Here is a 17,441-nt window from a genome sequence, read left to right on the forward strand (position 1 = left end):
GCAAGACGTGCACGCACTAATTCTGGTTTTGAAGTCACAACACATGGTGGCCGTGAAAGTGCTGGACTAGATGCATTGGCGTGGGTTGAAAAAGCTTGCGCATTAGGTGTTGGTGAAATTCTTCTCAACTCAATGGATGCTGACGGTACTCGTGCTGGATATGACATCGGAATGATTACTGCAGTTCGCGCAGTTTCAAAGGTTCCATTGATTGCAAGTGGTGGAGCAGGAAGCCTTGCAGATTTTTCTGCAGCCCTTGATGCAGGCGCAGATGCGCTACTTGCTGCCAGCGTCTTTCACTTTGGTATTCATCGCATAGGCGATGTGAAGTCATACCTGGGTAAGCACAATTATCCGGTGCGCACGATGGCGCCTCGTTAAGGCAGAATAAGCACATGACGACAATTGATCCTAAAGTAGAAGCGCTGCTCAAGGATCCCGCTGCATTGATTCCAGCAATTGTTCAGGATGTTTCAAGCAATGAAGTTTTGATGCTTGCATATATGAATACAGAGTCACTGGCTTTAACACTTTCAACCGGCAAAGCAACATATTGGAGTCGCAGTCGCAATGAGCTGTGGGTTAAGGGTGCAACATCTGGACATTTCCAAGAAGTGCATTCGGTTTCTTTGGACTGTGACGGTGATGCACTTTTGTTAAAGGTGACACAAACTGGAGTCGCATGCCATACGGGTGATCGCACCTGTTTTCACACACCACTTGAACTTGGTCAGTAAATGAACCTGGAAGAGTTTCGCGCTTACGCCAAGGTTTCAAATGTAATTCCAGTTTCAAGGCGATTGCTTGCAGATGGCGAGACTCCACTTGGCGTTTATCGCAAGTTAGCCAAGAGCGCTGACAACACATTTCTACTTGAGTCAGCAGAGCATGGTGGTGCGTGGTCACGGTATTCATTTATTGGCGTGCGCAGTGAGGCAACGCTGAGTGAAAAAGATGGTCTTGCATATTGGCAGGGAACGGCACCTGCTGGTGCGCCAACTGGAATTGATCCACTTGAAGCGTTACGACTTTCTGCTGCACATTTGAAATCACCCAAGATTGCAGGATTGCCACCACTAACAGGTGGGCTAGTTGGCTTTATGGGGTATGACGTTGTGCGACGCTTAGAGCGGTTGCCTGACTTAACAACAAAAGATATTCCCTTGCCAGAACTTTCATTTATGTTAACAAGTGATTTAGCAGTGCTTGATCACAGCGATGGAACAATCACCTTGATTGCAAATGCGATAAATTGGGATGGAAGCGATGATCGCATTGATGATGCATATGAATCCTGCTTGCAACGCTTAGATCGCATGCAAGCAGATCTTTCAACTCCGTTATCTGGAGAGGCTGCAGCTATTCCGGACTTCTCACTTCCTGATTACATGGGCAATATCTCTGGGGAGCAGTTTAAAGAGAACATTCTCAAGGTTAAGGAAGAGATCCTTGCAGGAGAAGCGTTTCAGGTTGTTTTGTCACAGCGCTTTGCGATGCCATGTCAGGCTGATGCAATCGATGTTTATCGCATGCTTCGCCTTAATAATCCCTCGCCTTATATGTATTTGTTCCGTTTTACGGATGGGATTGAGATCGTTGGATCTAGTCCTGAAGCATTAGTAAAGGTCAATCAAAAAGATGTGATGATCCATCCGATTGCAGGTACTCGTAAGCGTTCATCAAATCCAGAAGAGGATCATCGTTTAGGTGAAGAGTTGTTGGCCGATCCAAAGGAGCGAGCAGAGCACTTGATGCTTGTTGATTTGGGTCGAAATGATTTAGGGCGTGTATGTGCGCCAGGAACAGTTGAAGTAGTCGACTTCATGCACATTGAACGATATTCACATGTGATGCATATTGTCTCTACAGTTGTTGGAAAGTTGGCAGATAAAGCCACGCCAGTTGATGCGCTCTTCTCAGTCTTTCCTGCAGGAACACTATCTGGCGCACCAAAGCCACGAGCTATGGAAATTATTGAAGAGTTAGAGACCACGCGCCGCGGCGTTTATGGCGGTATCGTTGGGTACATAGATTTCACAGGCAATATCGATACATGCATAGCGATTCGCACAGCGTTGTTGTATCAAGGCACCGCATATGTGCAAGCAGGTGCTGGTGTAGTTGCAGATTCAGATCCTGAGTCAGAAAATCAAGAGTGTAGAAATAAGGCAGCAGCTGTTCTAACAGCAATACATGCGGCAAATCGTTTAGGAGATAGCCATGAGTGATCTCTTGCCTATTGCTATTGCTGGAATTTTTGTAATGGCAATAGTTTTGCTGCTTGCACGAAAGTTTAAGATTTCATCTAGGTATGAGCGTGCACCCCGCGTTCTCAACTCTTGGTCAGCACTTGATAAGGGGATAGACCCAACTGAGGATCAAAAACTATGAGCGTTCTAGATTCGATTATTGAGGGTGTGCGCGAGGATTTAGCAGCTAGACGTTTACCTATGTCGCAGCTACTAGAGGCAATTGAAGTAGCACCACCTGTAAGAGATTGTTTAGCTGCGTTGTTAACTGAAGATATCTCTGTGATTGCTGAAGTAAAAAGATCTTCGCCCAGCAAGGGCGCTCTTGCTCCCATCACAGATCCTGCCGGCCTTGCAGCAAGTTATGAAGAAGCAGGTGCGGCGGTAATTAGCGTGCTCACTGAACAACGTCGTTTTGGTGGAACTTTGGCCGATCTTGATGGGGTGCGCAAAGCAGTTGAGTTGCCGATCTTAAGAAAAGATTTCATGGTTGATGAGTACCAGTTCTACGAAGCAAGAGCCCACGGGGCAGATGTGATTTTGTTGATTGTTGCAGCCCTTAGTAAGAATCAACTTGATGATTATTTTCATTTATCTAAAGAGCTTGGCATGAGAGCTTTGATTGAAGTCCATACACCTGGCGAGTTAGAAAGTGCACTTGAAATATCACCTGAGATTGTTGGTGTTAATTCACGTAACTTAAAAACACTAGATGTTGATGCACAAGCTTTCGCCCAACTAATTCCACAGATACCGAGCACCATTGCTCGTGTTGCTGAATCAGGTATCTCCACTCGAGCAGATGTCGAGTTTGCCCAAGAGCATGGAGCAACAGCAATTTTGGTAGGAGAGGCCTTGGTTCGCTCAGGAAATTCAAATGTTGCGATGGCTCAGTTGCTCGGTAGGCTTGCACAATGATTACTGAGGGCCATTTCGGAGAGTATGGCGGGCGCTTTGTGCCGGAAGCGCTTATTGGCGCTCTTGAAGAGTTAGAGGCTGCTCATAATGCGGCGCAAAAGGATCCAGCATTTATCGCCGAGCTTGCCGAGCTTCATCGCACCTACACCGGCCGCCCAAGCATCATCACCGAAGCAAAGAGATTTGCCGAACATGCAGGTGGTGCTCGAATATTTTTCAAGCGTGAAGATCTAAATCACACTGGTAGCCACAAGATCAACAATGTTTTAGGTCAAGTCCTTTTAACAAAGCGCATGGGAAAAAAGCGCATCATCGCTGAAACTGGTGCTGGTCAGCACGGAGTTGCTTCTGCAACAGCTGCAGCATTGATGGGACTTGAATGCGTCGTATATATGGGGGAAGAAGACACACGCCGCCAAGCACTCAATGTTGCGCGTATGAAGTTGCTCGGTGCGCAAGTTGTTCCAGTGACATCTGGATCCAAAACATTAAAAGATGCAATTAATGAAGCCATGCGTGATTGGGTCACTAACGTTGCCGATACTCACTACATGCTAGGCACAGTGGCCGGACCGCATCCTTTCCCAACTATGGTTCGTGACTTTCACAAAATTATTGGTGATGAAGCCCGGGAGCAAATGCTTGCCCTAACCGGCAGACTGCCAGATGCAGTTCTTGCTTGCGTTGGCGGGGGATCAAATGCAATTGGAATCTTCAATGCATTCATTCCTGATGTAGGTGTTCGACTAATTGGCCTTGAAGCAGGTGGTGATGGTGTTGAAACAGGACGCCATGCTGCAACAATTACTGGTGGATCACCGGGCGTCTTACACGGCACTCGTTCTTACGTTTTACAAGATGCAAATGGTCAGACGGTTGAGTCGCATTCGATTTCTGCCGGTCTTGATTACCCAGGAGTTGGTCCTGAGCATGCTTACCTTCATGACATTGGTAGAGCTGAATATCGTGCTGTGAATGATGATGCAGCAATGGCAGCATTTGATTTGTTGTGCAAGACAGAGGGAATTATTCCTGCGATAGAAACTGCTCATGCTTTGGCTGGCGCATTGGTCATTGGTAAAGAGCTTGGACCAAATGCGAATCTATTGATTAATTTATCTGGCCGCGGAGATAAAGATGTATCAACAGCTGCTGAATACTTTGGAATTCCACTGTAATGACCCAATTAGATTCAGTAATGGCAAAGGTTCGCGCAGAAAATCGCGCAGCACTCATCGCATATATCCCCGCTGGATTTCCTTCTAAAACTGGATGTGCCAAAGCGATTAAAGCGTTGGCAGATGCCGGGGTTGATGCAATTGAAATTGGTTTTCCTTATAGCGATCCAGTAATGGATGGACCTGTTATTCAAGAGGCTGCAGATATTTCACTTAAGGCGGGAACAAATGCTGCCGATGTGTTTGAAGCACTTAATGTCGCATCAAGCACAGGCGTGGCAGCAGTTGTCATGACCTATTGGAATCCAATTGCCAAGTATGGTATTGAAAAGTTTGCACAATCCATTGTTGATAATGGGGGGTCTGGGGTTATTACTCCTGATCTAACAATTGAAGAATCAGATGGTTGGATTGCAGCGACTAAGAAGGCTGGTATCAATCCAATTTATGTCGTTGCGCCAAGTACCAAAGATGAGCGCTTAAAGAATGTAACGGCAAAAACTGGTGGCTTTGTGTATGCGGCAAGCATGATGGGTGTGACAGGAACTAGAACTTCGGTGGCCTCTACGGCAAGTGAACTAGTTGCACGTGTTCGCACAGTCACCGATTTGCCTATTTCGGTAGGTCTAGGTGTTTCAACACGCGAGCAGGCAAAGTCGTTGGCCGCATATGCTGATGGAGTCATTGTTGGTTCAGCATTTATAAAGCTGCTACTCGATGCACCAACAGAGCAAGAAGGATTAGATGCGATTTCCCATCTGGCTAAAGAGCTAGCACTGGGAGTACGTGAGGGACGATGAAGAGTTTTAATGCACGCTTTCAACCCTATGTATCACTACTTGCACGTCTACTACTGGGTGGAGTTCTGCTTGTGGCTGGGGGATTAAAGGTTACAAAGCCAACAGATTCAGCAAATGCGGTAGCTGCATATAAATTAATGCCGACAAACATTGCCCATCTATTCGGCTATGCATTGCCATGGCTAGAAGTTGCAATTGCGCTACTTCTAATTATTGGCATCATGGTTCGCCCTGCTGCAACTGCAGGTGGTTTGATCATGGTCATTTTTATTGGGGCGATTGCCTCAGCATGGGCACGTGGGCTGATAATTGACTGTGGATGCTTCGGCGGAGGAGGCGAATTAGACCCTTCTTTGGCAGATCAGGTTCATAGGACCTATTTCATAGAAATTATGCGCGATTTAGGTTTGGCTCTATGTGCTCTTTATCTGTACTTTTTCCCTTACGGAAAGTTTTCCTTTGAAAAGGCAACGGTGGAGGAGTAAGAATGACTAAGCAACAGGCAAAAAGCGGTGACAACACAACACGTTGGATCGTGATCGCAATGGTTTCACTCGTTGTAGTAACCGGTGTCGTCTTTTCATTAATGAGCCAGAGCAATAAGGAAAATGCCTCGCTTGCTGCCCTAGATGGCACAAAGCTAAAGCCAGCGATTACTTCAACAATTGATACTGACAATGGATCAGCAATTGCTTTAAATCCAGGTTCAACTAAGGTCATTGATATTTGGGAAGACCCACAGTGTCCGGTGTGTAAGAACTTTGAAGATGCAAATGGTGAATACATCGAATCCTTGATTCGCGATAAGAAGGCAACTGTTCGCTTCCATGTTCTTTCATTCTTAGGAGATGAATCTGTTCGCGCCGCAAATGCATCATTTTGCGCCGCTGATGAAGGACAGTATCTAGATTTCCACCATGCAATTTATGCTGTTCAATCTCCACTTGAAAACTCCGGTTTCTGGAGTAATGAAAAATTAGTCTCGATCGGTAGCAAAATTGGAATAAGCTCAGCAAAGTTTGCAGATTGTGTGACTAAGGGTTCCAAGATTGAATTAGTTAAAGCAAACTATGACTCGATGAGTAAATTTGGCGTTAAGGGCACTCCGACTGTTTTCATTAATGGCAAATTGTGGGAGCGTATTAGTCCAGATTTCAACGTAGATGAGTTTAAAGCCGCAGTAGAGGCTGCCTAAATCTTGTTGATCGCTTTTCCAACGCCAACGCAATCGGCGTTGGAAATCGGTCCTTTAACAATCCATTACTACGCCCTGTGCATCATCACGGGTATTGCAATAGCTATTTGGTTGGGTGACAAAAGATTTCGTGTGCAAACGGAAAATGGTAAATCAGTAGTCTCTGAAGTTGCAATCACTGCAGTCCCAGTTGGCATTATTGGTGGACGGATCTATCATGTGATTTCTTCACCATCTGCTTACTTTGGTTCAGAGGGAAATCCATTGGATGCGCTAAAAATTTGGCAAGGGGGATTGGGTATCTGGGGCGCTATTTCCCTAGGTTTGTTTGGCGCGTATGTGCGTTATAGATCATTACAAAAACGCATCGACTTGCCTTCTTTTACAGTCTTTGCTGATGCATTAGCTCCTGGGATTTTATTTGCCCAAGCAATCGGGCGTATTGGTAATTGGTTTAATGGAGAACTATTTGGTCGCCCACTAGACACATCGTGGGCACTTGATGTTCCATTTAGATATCGCCCATTTGGTTATAGTGAATTTGAATCCTTTCACCCAACCTTTTTATATGAAGCAATCTGGTGTGTGCTTGTAGCAGTAGCTCTCATGAGATTTGGTAAAACGCTCAAGGCCGGACAGGTATTTGCGGCATATGTGTTTGCATATTGCTTGGGAAGATTCTTTATCGAATTGATTCGCATTGATTCAGCTAATACGATTGCTGGATTGCGCGTGAATGTCTGGGTGAGTGTGATCGTTGGAGTTGGCTCCTTGCTCTATTTTGCTCGTGGCTCAAGAAAGAATGCATAGCCTTCAGGTAGGCTATAGAAATGGCACTCGAAGAGGTTTATAAGCGCAATCTGCAACACCGTACCCACCGAGCAGGTTGGCTACGTGCTGCAGTCCTTGGTGCTAACGACGGCCTGGTATCAACTGCATCGTTAATGGTTGGCGTTGCAGCAGCTGGCAAGAATGACTTTTTAGTCACCGCTGGCATTGCAGGAATTACCGCTGGTGCGATGTCGATGGCAGTTGGCGAATATGTTTCAGTGCGTTCACAAAACGATGTAGAAGCATCTGATCGCTTGTTAGAAATTGAGCATCTTGCTGCAGATCCAGAAGGTGAATTACAGGAGCTACAGCACATCTACATAAATCGTGGACTCACTCCTGCACTTGCTTTACAGGTTGCATTAGAAATGCACCGCAAAGATCCACTCGAGGCACATTTACGTGATGAACTTGGACAGCACCCACACACCAAGGCAAGGCCTGTTCAGGCTGCGATTGCCTCTGCCATTGCCTTTACCTCAGGTGGTTTGATTCCATTTGCAGGAGCATTTGCACCAACCCTTGGTGCTAAAGCCTGGAGCATTGTCGGATTTACTCTCTGTGGCTTGGTTTTAACAGGTGTGGTTAGCGCCAAAATTTCTGGTTCAAAGGTGTTAGCTCCAACGGTCCGCGTGTTAATTGGCGGCTGCCTAGGTATGGCGATCACCGCCGGAATTGGCCAAATCGCCAATATCTCTGGCATCTAAACAGCCTTCTTTGAGGCTTCCCTTTTATCTACTTGTTGCTACGCTTTCCTACTAAGTAAGGCCCGGGCCAAGGATGTCCCTCAACACGTAGGACCATTCTGTAGGAGCTTCGCACATGGCACTTGCATCTAATTATCCAGAAGCACAAGGGCTCTATAACCCTGCTCAAGAACATGATGCCTGTGGTGTTGCGATGGTTGCCACCCTTAACAAGGTTGCAACACACGAGATTGTTGCCAAAGCGCTGACAGCTCTTCGCAATATGGAACACCGTGGTGCATCCGGTGCAGAACCAGATAGTGGCGATGGCGCAGGAATCTTAATGCGCATCCCAGATGCTTACTTCCAAGCAGTTGTTGACTTCAAACTTCCAGCAGCTAATGCATATGCAACAGGTATTGCATTTGTGGCGCGTGGGGCAGATGTAAAGGGCGATATCGCAAAGATTGCCGAAGAAGAGGGTCTAACTGTCCTTGGATGGCGCGGCGTTCCTATTAATCCCGCATCATTGGGAAAGACAGCATTATCTGTAATGCCAGATTTTCATCAAGTATTTGTTGCCGGCAAGAATGGCGAGACAGGTATCGCACTTGATCGTTTAGCTTTTTGCTTGCGAAAGCGCGCTGAGCACGCACTTGATCTGTACTTCTCTTCATTGTCATCACAGACAATTGTCTATAAGGGAATGCTCACAACCGGACAGTTAGAAGAGTTCTTCCCTGAACTATCTGATGAGCGTGTTGTCTCTCCTCTTGCATTGGTTCACTCACGTTTTTCCACAAATACTTTTCCTTCATGGCCACTGGCTCACCCTTATCGCTTTATTGCACATAACGGTGAAATCAATACCGTTAAGGGAAATCGCAACTGGATGCGCGCTCGCGAATCACTTCTAGCCAGTGATCTAATTCCAGGAGATCTAAAGCGCCTCTTCCCAATTGTTGAAATGTCAGGTTCAGATTCAGCATCCTTTGATGAAGTACTAGAACTGTTGTACTTGGGCGGACGTTCATTGCCTCACGCAGTTTTAATGATGATTCCAGAAGCGTGGGAAAATCATGCAACGATGCCGCAGAACCGTCGTGACTTCTACGCCTTCCATGCATCAATGATGGAGCCATGGGATGGTCCAGCGTGTGTGACATTTACAGATGGGCATCAAGTTGGCGCAGTACTAGATCGCAACGGACTACGTCCATCACGTTTTTGGGTTACAAAAGATGGTCTTGTAGTTCTTGCATCTGAAGTTGGAGTTCTTGATATTCCAGCTGAGAACATTGAACGCAAGGGTCGCTTGCAGCCAGGAAAAATGTTTTTAGTAGATATTGAGCAGGGCCGAATTATTGAAGATGGTGAAATTAAAGATGAACTAGCAAATGCAGCTCCGTACAAAGATTGGTTGCACGCTGGGATGGTTAAGCTCGGCGATCTTCCATCACGCGAGCACATTGTTTATCCGCACTCATCTGTTGTTCGTCGTCAACGTGCATTTGGATATACCGAAGAGGATCTGCGCATCCTGGTTACTCCAATGGCGAAAAACGGTATGGAAGCACTTGGTTCGATGGGAACAGATACTCCTATTGCAGCCCTTTCCGATAAGCCACGTCTAATTTTTGATTACTTCTCACAATTATTTGCACAGGTAACAAATCCACCGTTGGACGCAATCCGTGAAGAGCTTGTAACAAGTCTTGGAACTTCAATGGGTCCTGAGCACAATTTGTTGGATCCAGGTCCAGCTAGCTGTCGCCAGATTACTTTGGCATTTCCTGTTATCGATAATGATGAACTTGCAAAGATTATTCACGTTAATGCTGACGGAGATTATCCAGGTTTAAGTGCATATGTGGTTCGTGGTTTGTTCAGCATCGCCGATGGGGGAGATTCACTGCGTGATCGCTTAAATGAGATCAAGGCGGAAGTTTCACAAGCTATTAACGATGGCGCACACATCATTGTTCTATCTGATCGCGATGGTGATGCAGAGAACGCACCAATTCCATCACTTCTTCTTACATCTGCAGTTCATCATCATTTGATTCGCGAAAAGACTCGTACCAAGGTTGGCCTGGTTGTTGAAGCTGGCGATGTGAGAGAAGTTCACCATGTGGCACTTCTTATTGGATATGGCGCGGCATGTGTTAACCCATACCTTGCTATGGAGTCTGCTGAAGATTTAGTTCTACAAGGTGTCATCACTGGAATCACTCCAGAAAAGGCTGTTAAGAATCTAATTAAGAGTCTTGGTAAAGGTGTTCTCAAGGTCATGTCCAAGATGGGTATCAGCACAATCGCTTCATACACAGGTGCTCAGGTATTTGAAGCAATTGGTTTGTCACAAGAAGTAGTCGATGAGTACTTTGTTGGAACAACTTCACGCCTAGGTGGCGTTTCACTCGACATAATTGCTGAAGAAACAATTGCTCGCCATCACATTGCATATCCACCTGGGGGAGAAGTACCAGGAACAAAGCGTCTTCCTATTGGTGGGGAGTACCAGTGGCGCCGTGAGGGTGAACCACACCTATTCGATCCAGAAACTGTGTTTACATTGCAGCACTCAACTCGCAATAAGCGTTATGACATTTTTAAGCGCTATACCGATCGCGTTAATGAGCAAAGCACACGTTTGATGACGCTTCGGGGATTGTTTCAATTCAAAGATGGTGTTAATCCGCCAATTTCTATTGATGAAGTTGAATCAATTCAAGAGATTATTAAGCGCTTTTCTACAGGTGCCATGTCATATGGATCTATTTCAGCCGAAGCTCACGAAACATTAGCGATTGCAATGAATCGTATTGGTGGAAAGTCCAATACAGGTGAAGGTGGAGAAGAGCCAGAGCGTTATCTCCCAATGGCAAATGGTGATTCGAAGCGTTCTGCAATCAAGCAGGTTGCATCTGGTCGATTTGGTGTAAACAGTAATTACTTGGTTAATAGCGATGATATTCAGATCAAAATTTCACAAGGCGCAAAACCAGGTGAAGGTGGTCAACTACCTGGTAATAAGGTCTATCCCTGGATTGCCAAAGCACGATACTCAACACCTGGCGTTGGTTTGATTTCACCGCCTCCGCATCATGATATTTATTCAATTGAAGATCTTGCACAGCTGATCCACGATTTAAAGAATGCGAATAAGAATGCTCGTGTTCACGTGAAGTTGGTGGCAGAAGTTGGCGTCGGAACAGTTGCAGCTGGTGTGTCTAAGGCACACGCAGATGTTGTTTTGATTTCAGGCCATGACGGCGGAACTGGTGCATCTCCACTCACATCTCTCAAGCACGCAGGTGCGCCATGGGAGTTAGGTCTTGCAGAAACTCAGCAGACATTGCTTCTTAACGGACTTCGGGATCGCATTGTTGTTCAAACTGATGGTCAGTTAAAAACTGGTCGAGATGTTGTCATTGCGGCGCTGCTAGGTGCGGAAGAGTATGGATTTGCAACCGCGCCACTCGTTGTTTCTGGTTGCATCATGATGCGCGTGTGCCATTTGGATACTTGTCCTGTTGGAGTGGCGACACAAAACCCAGAGCTGCGTAAAAACTTTACAGGTAAGCCTGAGTTCGTAGAGACATTCTTTGAATACATTGCAGAAGAAGTGCGCGAAATCTTGGCCCAACTTGGATTCCGCACACTTCTTGAGGCTGTCGGCCATGTTGAGTCTCTTGATACACGAAAGGCTGTTGAACACTGGAAGGCGGCAGGATTAAACCTTGAGCCACTTTTGGTTCGCCCAGATGTTGATAGTCCACTACACAGCACAATCAAGCAAGATCATGGATTAGATGCAGCTCTTGATAACACTTTGATCAAGCTTTCTGAAGGAGCACTTGCGAGTGGCGCGGCAGTCAGAATTGATTTACCTGTGCGCAACGTTAATCGCACAGTGGGAACGATGCTTGGCGCCGAGATCACTCGTAAATATGGCGCAGAAGGTCTTCCAGAAGGAACCATCGATGTGACATTGCATGGATCTGCCGGTCAATCATTAGGTGCCTTTATTCCAAAGGGCCTAACAATTCGATTGTATGGCGACTCAAATGACTATGTCGGTAAGGGAATATCTGGTGGTCGAGTAATTGTGCGACCAGATGAAAAAGCATCATTTAAGTCCGAAGATAATGTTATTGCTGGAAATGTTATTGGTTATGGCGCAACTGCAGGAGATATCTTCATTCGAGGTGTTGTGGGAGAACGATTCTGTGTCAGAAACTCAGGAGCTCTTGCAATCGTTGAAGGTATTGGTGATCATGGTTGTGAATACATGACGGGTGGAACAGTTGTAGTTCTAGGACGCACAGGCCGCAATATTGCAGCAGGTATGTCTGGTGGACGGGCTTTTGTTCTAGATCTTGACACAGCACATGTGAATGCTGACATGGTTGATGTCTTGGCTGTGCCGGATGATCAAAAAGAGATTCTTAAGTCACACATATCTTCTTTCTTTGCCGAAACAGGATCTGAGATTGCTTCTGCGCTGCTCAAGGATTGGCAAAGCAGTGTCGGCCGTATCTCGTTAATCATGCCTCGTGACTACGCACGTGTACTGGCAGCAATGGAACGAGCAGTCCGCGAAGGTCTGCCAGCAGATGCACTAGTGATGGAGGTTGCAACTAATGGTTGATCCAAAGGGATTTATGACAACTCCTCGTGAGGTTCCAACTCGTCGGCCTGTTGATGTTCGCATCCAAGACTGGCGCGAAGTATATGAAGCACAAAGTTTTGAACATCTACAAAAGCAGGCTGGTCGTTGCATGGATTGCGGCATTCCTTTCTGCCATAACGGATGTCCACTGGGTAACTTAATTCCTGAATGGAATGAGTTAATTTGGCGTGGCGATAAAGAAGAAGCTGTTGATCGCTTACATGCAACTAACAACTTCCCAGAGTTCACTGGACGTCTGTGTCCGGCGCCATGTGAGACAGCGTGTGTTGTTGCAATAAATCGTGACGCAGTAACTATCAAACAGATTGAGCTGCGCACAATTGAAGAAGCATTTGAGGCTGGCAATGTGAAGCCAATGGCACCAGATCGCTTAACCGGCAAAACTGTTGCAGTCATTGGTTCAGGACCTGCAGGACTTGCTGCGGCGCAGCAGTTAACACGTGCTGGGCACACCGTTGCTGTTTATGACCGCGCCGACAAAATTGGTGGACTACTCCGCTATGGAATCCCAGAGTTTAAAATGGAAAAGAACATACTTGATCGCCGCTTAGAACAAATGGAAAAAGAGGGAACTCGCTTTCGCCCAGGTGTCGATGTTGGTGTGACGTTAACTGGTTCTGATCTTCGTAAGAAGTATGACGCGATTGTGTTGGCAGTTGGTGCAACGCAATGGAGAGATCTTCCTATTAAAGGTCGTGAGTACAAAGGTATTTATCAAGCTATGGAGTTCTTGCCATGGGGTAATAAGCAAGCACTGGGTGAGGTTGAAAATCCAGACATCAATGTTGCTGGTAAGCATGTTGTCATTCTTGGTGGCGGCGATACTGGCGCAGATTGTTTGGGCACTTCTATTCGCCAAGGTGCGGCAAGTATTACTCAACTTGAAATCATGCCTCGTCCAACAGAGGAGCGACCAGAAGGACAGCCTTGGCCGACATACCCAATGATTTATCGTGTTTCAAGTGCCCATGAAGAAAATGACAACCGAGTGTTTGCTGTTAGCACCGAAGAGTTCTTGGGCGATGAGAATGGAAATCTTCGCGCAATAAAGATTGTTGAAACAGAGTTTAAGGATGGAAAATTTGTTCCAGTTTCAGGATCAGATAAGGAAATCAAGTGCGATTTTCTTTTCATGGCTTTGGGCTTTACGGGACCAGAAAAATCTCCATTGCTTACACAACTTGAAGTAGAGCTAGATGATCGCGGCATGATTAAGCGCGATAAGAATTTCCAATCAACAGAAGAAGGTGTGTTTGTTGCAGGCGATGCTGGACGCGGTCAATCATTGATCGTGTGGGCAATAGCTGAAGGACGAAGCACAGCTGCAGAGGTTGATAGATATCTCACGGGTCGCACACAACTTCCCGTGCCGATTGCGCCAACTGACCGTCCGCTGATGGTTTAAGGTTGGTGCATGCGTAGAGCCAAGATTGTTTGCACGATGGGTCCAGCAGTTGAATCTCCTGAGAAAGTTAAGGAGCTCATCGAGGCAGGCATGAATATGGCTCGACTCAACCTTTCACATGGCGGATATGAGGAGCATCAAACACGTCTAGATCGCGTACGCGCGGCAGCAAAGGAAGCCGGAACACCTGTTGCAATTCTTGTTGACCTTCAAGGCCCAAAGATTCGTCTGGCTCGATTTGCAAATGGTCCACATGAATTAGAGCGTGGGGATATTTTTACAATCACCGTTGATGAAGTTGAAGGAACTAAAGATCGTGTTGGAACTACCTACAAAGGTTTGCCTGGAGATTGCAAGCCAGGAGATCGCATCCTGATTGATGATGGAAAAGTAACTGTAGAAGTTGTTGAAGTAAAAGGAAACGATGTAGTTACAAAAGTTATTCAGCCAGGAGCTGTCAGTAACAACAAGGGTATTAACTTGCCGGGTGTTGCTGTCTCTGTGCCAGCACTTTCTGAAAAAGATAAGGACGATCTTCGTTGGGGACTTCGTGCTGGTGCAGATTTCATCGCACTTTCATTTGTTCGAAATGCTGCCGATGTTGATGATGTACACGCAATCATGGATGAGGTCGGATTTCGAGTTCCAGTTATTGCAAAGATTGAAAAGCCTCAGGCCGTTGAAAATCTTGAAGAGATCGTTGCCGCCTTTGATGGCATCATGGTTGCTCGTGGTGATCTAGGTGTTGAGCTGCCAATCGAAGATGTCCCACTAGTTCAGAAGCGTTGCATCGAACTTGCGCGTGAGGCAGCTAAGCCAGTAATTGTTGCAACTCAGATGCTTGATTCAATGATTACAAACTCATCACCGACAAGGGCTGAAGCAACAGATTGTGCAAATGCTGTTCTAGATGGCGCAGATGCGTTGATGCTTTCAGGTGAAACATCTGTTGGAGCTTTTGCAATTGAAGCTGTTGCAACAATGGCACGCATAATTGCTCGCACAGAAGAAGGCGGATTTGAAATGATTCGCCCACTGCGCACAACGCCCAAGACAAAGGGTGGGGCTATTACTCGCGCTGCTGCTGAAGTTGGCTCAATTGTTGGTGCAAAGTACTTAGTAACCTTTACTCAATCTGGAGATTCTGCCCGTCGAATGGCTCGTTTGCGTTCACCTATTCCAATCCTTGCCTTCACTCCAGAGGTCGGAACTTATAACCGTCTTGCATTGTCATGGGGAGTAGAACCAGAAATCACTCCGATGGTGAAGCACACCGATGAAATGGTGAAGCAGGCAGATACTCTTCTTATTGAATCAGCTCGTGCCAAAATCGGTGAAAACGTCATAATTGTTGCAGGCTCACCTCCAGGAATTCCTGGCTCAACCAATGCAATGCGCGTTCACCGCGTAGGAGATGCTGTTGGTGGAGTGGTTGCCGCTTACCGCTAAGATTGCCCAAAAGAAAGCCTCGGTACTCCAACGGTAGAGAGGGCAGTCTCAAACACTGCACAGTGTCGGTTCAAGTCCGACTCGGGGCACTCTAGAAGTAATGCGTGAAGGGATGAATTGAACATGAGTGTTCGCATCCTTGTGGCAGAAGATGAAGCCTTAATTCGGATGGACCTTGTTGAAATGTTACAAGGTGCCGGATATGAGGTCGTTGCTCAAGCGACAAATGGACAAGAAGCAATTGATCTTGCAATAGAACATAAACCAGATCTTGCAATTCTTGATGTGAAGATGCCAATCCTTGATGGGATAACAGCCGCAGAAAGAATTATTCAAATTGCACCAGTTTTAATGCTCACCGCTTTTTCACAAAAAGAGCTGGTGGATCGTGCCCGCGATGCAGGGGTAATGGCCTATGTCGTTAAGCCCTTCACGATCGGAGACTTGATGCCAGCCATTGAAATTGCAATCAGTAGGCATCTGCAAATGAGATCGTTAGCTGATGAAGTTGCAGATCTTCATGACCGACTTGAAACTCGAAAATTAATTGATCGCGCAAAGGGTATTTTGATGAAAGCCCTTAATCTTTCAGAGCCAGAAGCATTTTCATGGATTCAAAGAGCTGCTATGGATCGACGACTTTCGATGAAGGATGTGGCCGAGGCGGTCATAAATCCCAATGCGGTGCCAGATAAGTAAGCCTTCTACCCGTCTCATTGTTTGATACCAAAAATCCCACTTTATAACGAAACCGAGACAATTCACGCGGGATTCTGTCTTGTCTAACCCTTACCTACTCCATTACTCTTTCGGTCTCCCTGTCCCGGGACACAAGAACAGGAAAGGCACTACATATGAAGAAGAATCGCGTTCTCGCGGTTGTAGCTGCTGTAGCTATCGCAACATCATCATTTGTTGCATTTGCTCCGTCAGCATCAGCTGCTTGCTCAGGCAAGCTAAAGATTGCATACCAAGGTCCACTAACAGGACCAGAAGCAGCACTAGGAATCAACGAGCTTAACGGTGTTAAGTTCGCACTAAGCAAGTTCCTTGCAGCTAACAAGTCAGCAAATATTGATCCAGTTGTTTACGAAGTAGATGACCAGGGAGATCCAGCAGTTGCTGGTCCAATCGCACCTAAGGTTGCAGCTGAAGAGTGCGTAGTTGCACTAGTTGGTCCTGCTTACTCAGGCGCATCAAAGGTTTCACTACCTGTGTACCTATCAGCAGGTCTACCAATCATCACACCTTCAGCAACAAACCCAACACTTCCAACTTTCGGAAAGTCAATCTTCCACCGTGCAGTGTTGACAGATGATTACCAGGGTCCAGCTCTAGCACGTTTGGTTACATCAAAGGTTAAGAACGCAGCAGTGTTCCTAGTTAACGATGCATCAGACTACGCAGTTGGTCTTCAGAAGACTGTAGACATCACACTTGCAGGCCGCGTTGTCGGTAAGGATGTAACTCCAAACGGAACAACTGACTTCACAGCAACAATTGCGAAGATCAAGAAGTCAAAGGCAACAGCAGTGATCTACTCAGGTTACTTCTCACAGGCAGCAGTATTCGTAAAGCAGCTACGTGACTCAGGTTCGAAGATTGTCTTCGCTTCAGGCGACGGAACTCTTGACAACCAGTTCGTAAAGCTTGCACGTAAGGCTGCAGAAGGTGCTCTACTTTCAGCACCAGCTATCCCAATGGAAACAGCATCTCCAAAGCTTGCTGCGGAAATGGTAAAGATGGGTATGGTTCCTGGTGTTTACACAACAGAGTCATACGATGCAGCTAACTTCTTCCTTGAGGCAATCAAGGCTGGAAACTCAGATCGTGCATCAATCAACAAGTACGTCTCAACTAAGTCATCAAAGGGTCTTTCAAAGACACTTAAGTTTGATGCTGACGGAGAAGTATCTGGTGCAGATGTAAACGGCTTCGTAATCAAGAACGGAAAGATCGTTCTTCTTGGAGCAATCAAGGCATAATTCGCTTCGGCGAAAGTTGTAAGTACGGTCAGAGTGGGTGGGGAAACCC

The 17,441-nt window shown here is 46.3% G+C and carries 16 protein-coding genes and 1 tRNA gene; all 17 read left to right on the forward strand.

Translation table 11 applies throughout. The features are described 5' to 3' along the window. Positions 1–381 (forward strand): HisA/HisF-related TIM barrel protein (locus tag AC9UEY_RS01985; RefSeq protein ID WP_509537040.1); only part of this gene is annotated, 381 nt, incomplete at its 5' end. A 14-nt stretch (positions 382–395) separates the two neighbouring features. Continuing rightward, positions 396–737 (forward strand): phosphoribosyl-AMP cyclohydrolase, encoded by a 342-nt coding sequence (gene hisI, locus AC9UEY_RS01990; RefSeq protein WP_509537042.1) that lies wholly within the window; start codon positions 396–398, stop codon positions 735–737. Further along, positions 738–2,228 (forward strand): anthranilate synthase component I, encoded by a 1,491-nt coding sequence (locus tag AC9UEY_RS01995; protein WP_509537045.1) that lies wholly within the window; start codon positions 738–740, stop codon positions 2,226–2,228. Beyond that, positions 2,221–2,391, forward strand: a complete 171-nt coding sequence (locus tag AC9UEY_RS02000; RefSeq protein WP_509537048.1) for a hypothetical protein — start codon at positions 2,221–2,223, stop codon at positions 2,389–2,391. The genes AC9UEY_RS01995 and AC9UEY_RS02000 overlap by 8 nt, the downstream gene beginning before the upstream one ends. Further along, positions 2,388–3,167 carry an indole-3-glycerol phosphate synthase TrpC gene (gene trpC, locus AC9UEY_RS02005; RefSeq protein ID WP_509537051.1) on the forward strand — a complete coding sequence of 260 codons (780 nt, stop codon included), beginning with the start codon at positions 2,388–2,390 and terminating at the stop codon, positions 3,165–3,167. The genes AC9UEY_RS02000 and trpC overlap by 4 nt, the downstream gene beginning before the upstream one ends. Next, on the forward strand, positions 3,164–4,345 hold the full coding sequence (gene trpB / locus AC9UEY_RS02010) for a tryptophan synthase subunit beta (RefSeq protein WP_509537054.1): 1,182 nt from the start codon (positions 3,164–3,166) through the stop codon (positions 4,343–4,345). Before trpC ends, trpB begins: the two co-directional genes overlap by 4 nt. Next, complete coding sequence (gene trpA / locus AC9UEY_RS02015; protein ID WP_509537057.1) at positions 4,345–5,145, forward strand: tryptophan synthase subunit alpha; 801 nt, start codon at positions 4,345–4,347, stop codon at positions 5,143–5,145. Before trpB ends, trpA begins: the two co-directional genes overlap by 1 nt. Next, on the forward strand, positions 5,142–5,630 hold the full coding sequence (locus AC9UEY_RS02020) for a MauE/DoxX family redox-associated membrane protein (protein ID WP_509537060.1): 489 nt from the start codon (positions 5,142–5,144) through the stop codon (positions 5,628–5,630). Before trpA ends, AC9UEY_RS02020 begins: the two co-directional genes overlap by 4 nt. Positions 5,631–5,632: 2 nt before the next feature. Continuing rightward, on the forward strand, positions 5,633–6,340 hold the full coding sequence (locus tag AC9UEY_RS02025; protein WP_509537063.1) for a DsbA family protein: 708 nt from the start codon (positions 5,633–5,635) through the stop codon (positions 6,338–6,340). A gap of 3 nt (positions 6,341–6,343) precedes the next feature. Next, complete coding sequence (lgt, locus tag AC9UEY_RS02030; RefSeq protein WP_509537066.1) at positions 6,344–7,150, forward strand: prolipoprotein diacylglyceryl transferase; 807 nt, start codon at positions 6,344–6,346, stop codon at positions 7,148–7,150. Positions 7,151–7,170: 20 nt separating this feature from the next. Next, positions 7,171–7,878: a VIT1/CCC1 transporter family protein gene (locus AC9UEY_RS02035; protein ID WP_509537069.1), complete on the forward strand. Its 708-nt coding sequence runs from the start codon at positions 7,171–7,173 to the stop codon at positions 7,876–7,878. A gap of 115 nt (positions 7,879–7,993) precedes the next feature. Next, positions 7,994–12,511, forward strand: a complete 4,518-nt coding sequence (gltB, locus tag AC9UEY_RS02040; protein ID WP_509537072.1) for a glutamate synthase large subunit — start codon at positions 7,994–7,996, stop codon at positions 12,509–12,511. Next, a complete protein-coding gene (locus AC9UEY_RS02045) occupies positions 12,504–13,958 on the forward strand; it encodes a glutamate synthase subunit beta (RefSeq protein WP_509537074.1) in 1,455 nt (484 codons plus the stop codon). Before gltB ends, AC9UEY_RS02045 begins: the two co-directional genes overlap by 8 nt. 9 nt (positions 13,959–13,967) lie before the next feature. After that, positions 13,968–15,407, forward strand: coding sequence for a pyruvate kinase (gene pyk, locus AC9UEY_RS02050; protein WP_509537077.1), 1,440 nt, complete (start codon positions 13,968–13,970; stop codon positions 15,405–15,407). 16 nt (positions 15,408–15,423) lie between these two features. After that, positions 15,424–15,496: transfer RNA gene (locus tag AC9UEY_RS02055), tRNA-Leu, on the forward strand. A gap of 34 nt (positions 15,497–15,530) precedes the next feature. Further along, entirely contained in the window at positions 15,531–16,106 is a 576-nt protein-coding gene (locus AC9UEY_RS02060) for an ANTAR domain-containing response regulator (RefSeq protein WP_509537080.1), read from the forward strand. 155 nt (positions 16,107–16,261) lie between these two features. Beyond that, positions 16,262–17,392 (forward strand): branched-chain amino acid ABC transporter substrate-binding protein, encoded by a 1,131-nt coding sequence (locus AC9UEY_RS02065; RefSeq protein WP_509537083.1) that lies wholly within the window; start codon positions 16,262–16,264, stop codon positions 17,390–17,392. The last annotated feature ends 49 nt before the right edge of the window (positions 17,393–17,441 follow it).

The sequence above is a fragment of the Candidatus Planktophila sp. genome (genome assembly GCF_040402275.1).
Lineage (GTDB): Bacteria > Actinomycetota > Actinomycetes > Nanopelagicales > Nanopelagicaceae > Planktophila.

Bases quoted from the DNA above. Each gene is read 5' to 3' on its own strand.
- AC9UEY_RS02065 (WP_509537083.1), top strand. From the start codon at position 16,262: ATGAAGAAGAATCGCGTTCTCGCGGTTGTAGCTGCTGTAGCTATCGCA.
- trpC (WP_509537051.1), top strand. From the start codon at position 2,388: ATGAGCGTTCTAGATTCGATTATTGAGGGTGTGCGCGAGGATTTAGCA.
- AC9UEY_RS02060 (WP_509537080.1), top strand. From the start codon at position 15,531: ATGAGTGTTCGCATCCTTGTGGCAGAAGATGAAGCCTTAATTCGGATG.
- AC9UEY_RS02025 (WP_509537063.1), top strand. From the start codon at position 5,633: ATGACTAAGCAACAGGCAAAAAGCGGTGACAACACAACACGTTGGATC.
- hisI (WP_509537042.1), top strand. From the start codon at position 396: ATGACGACAATTGATCCTAAAGTAGAAGCGCTGCTCAAGGATCCCGCT.
- AC9UEY_RS01995 (WP_509537045.1), top strand. From the start codon at position 738: ATGAACCTGGAAGAGTTTCGCGCTTACGCCAAGGTTTCAAATGTAATT.
- AC9UEY_RS02035 (WP_509537069.1), top strand. From the start codon at position 7,171: ATGGCACTCGAAGAGGTTTATAAGCGCAATCTGCAACACCGTACCCAC.
- gltB (WP_509537072.1), top strand. From the start codon at position 7,994: ATGGCACTTGCATCTAATTATCCAGAAGCACAAGGGCTCTATAACCCT.
- trpA (WP_509537057.1), top strand. From the start codon at position 4,345: ATGACCCAATTAGATTCAGTAATGGCAAAGGTTCGCGCAGAAAATCGC.
- AC9UEY_RS02020 (WP_509537060.1), top strand. From the start codon at position 5,142: ATGAAGAGTTTTAATGCACGCTTTCAACCCTATGTATCACTACTTGCA.
- AC9UEY_RS02045 (WP_509537074.1), top strand. From the start codon at position 12,504: ATGGTTGATCCAAAGGGATTTATGACAACTCCTCGTGAGGTTCCAACT.
- trpB (WP_509537054.1), top strand. From the start codon at position 3,164: ATGATTACTGAGGGCCATTTCGGAGAGTATGGCGGGCGCTTTGTGCCG.
- pyk (WP_509537077.1), top strand. From the start codon at position 13,968: ATGCGTAGAGCCAAGATTGTTTGCACGATGGGTCCAGCAGTTGAATCT.
- AC9UEY_RS02000 (WP_509537048.1), top strand. From the start codon at position 2,221: ATGAGTGATCTCTTGCCTATTGCTATTGCTGGAATTTTTGTAATGGCA.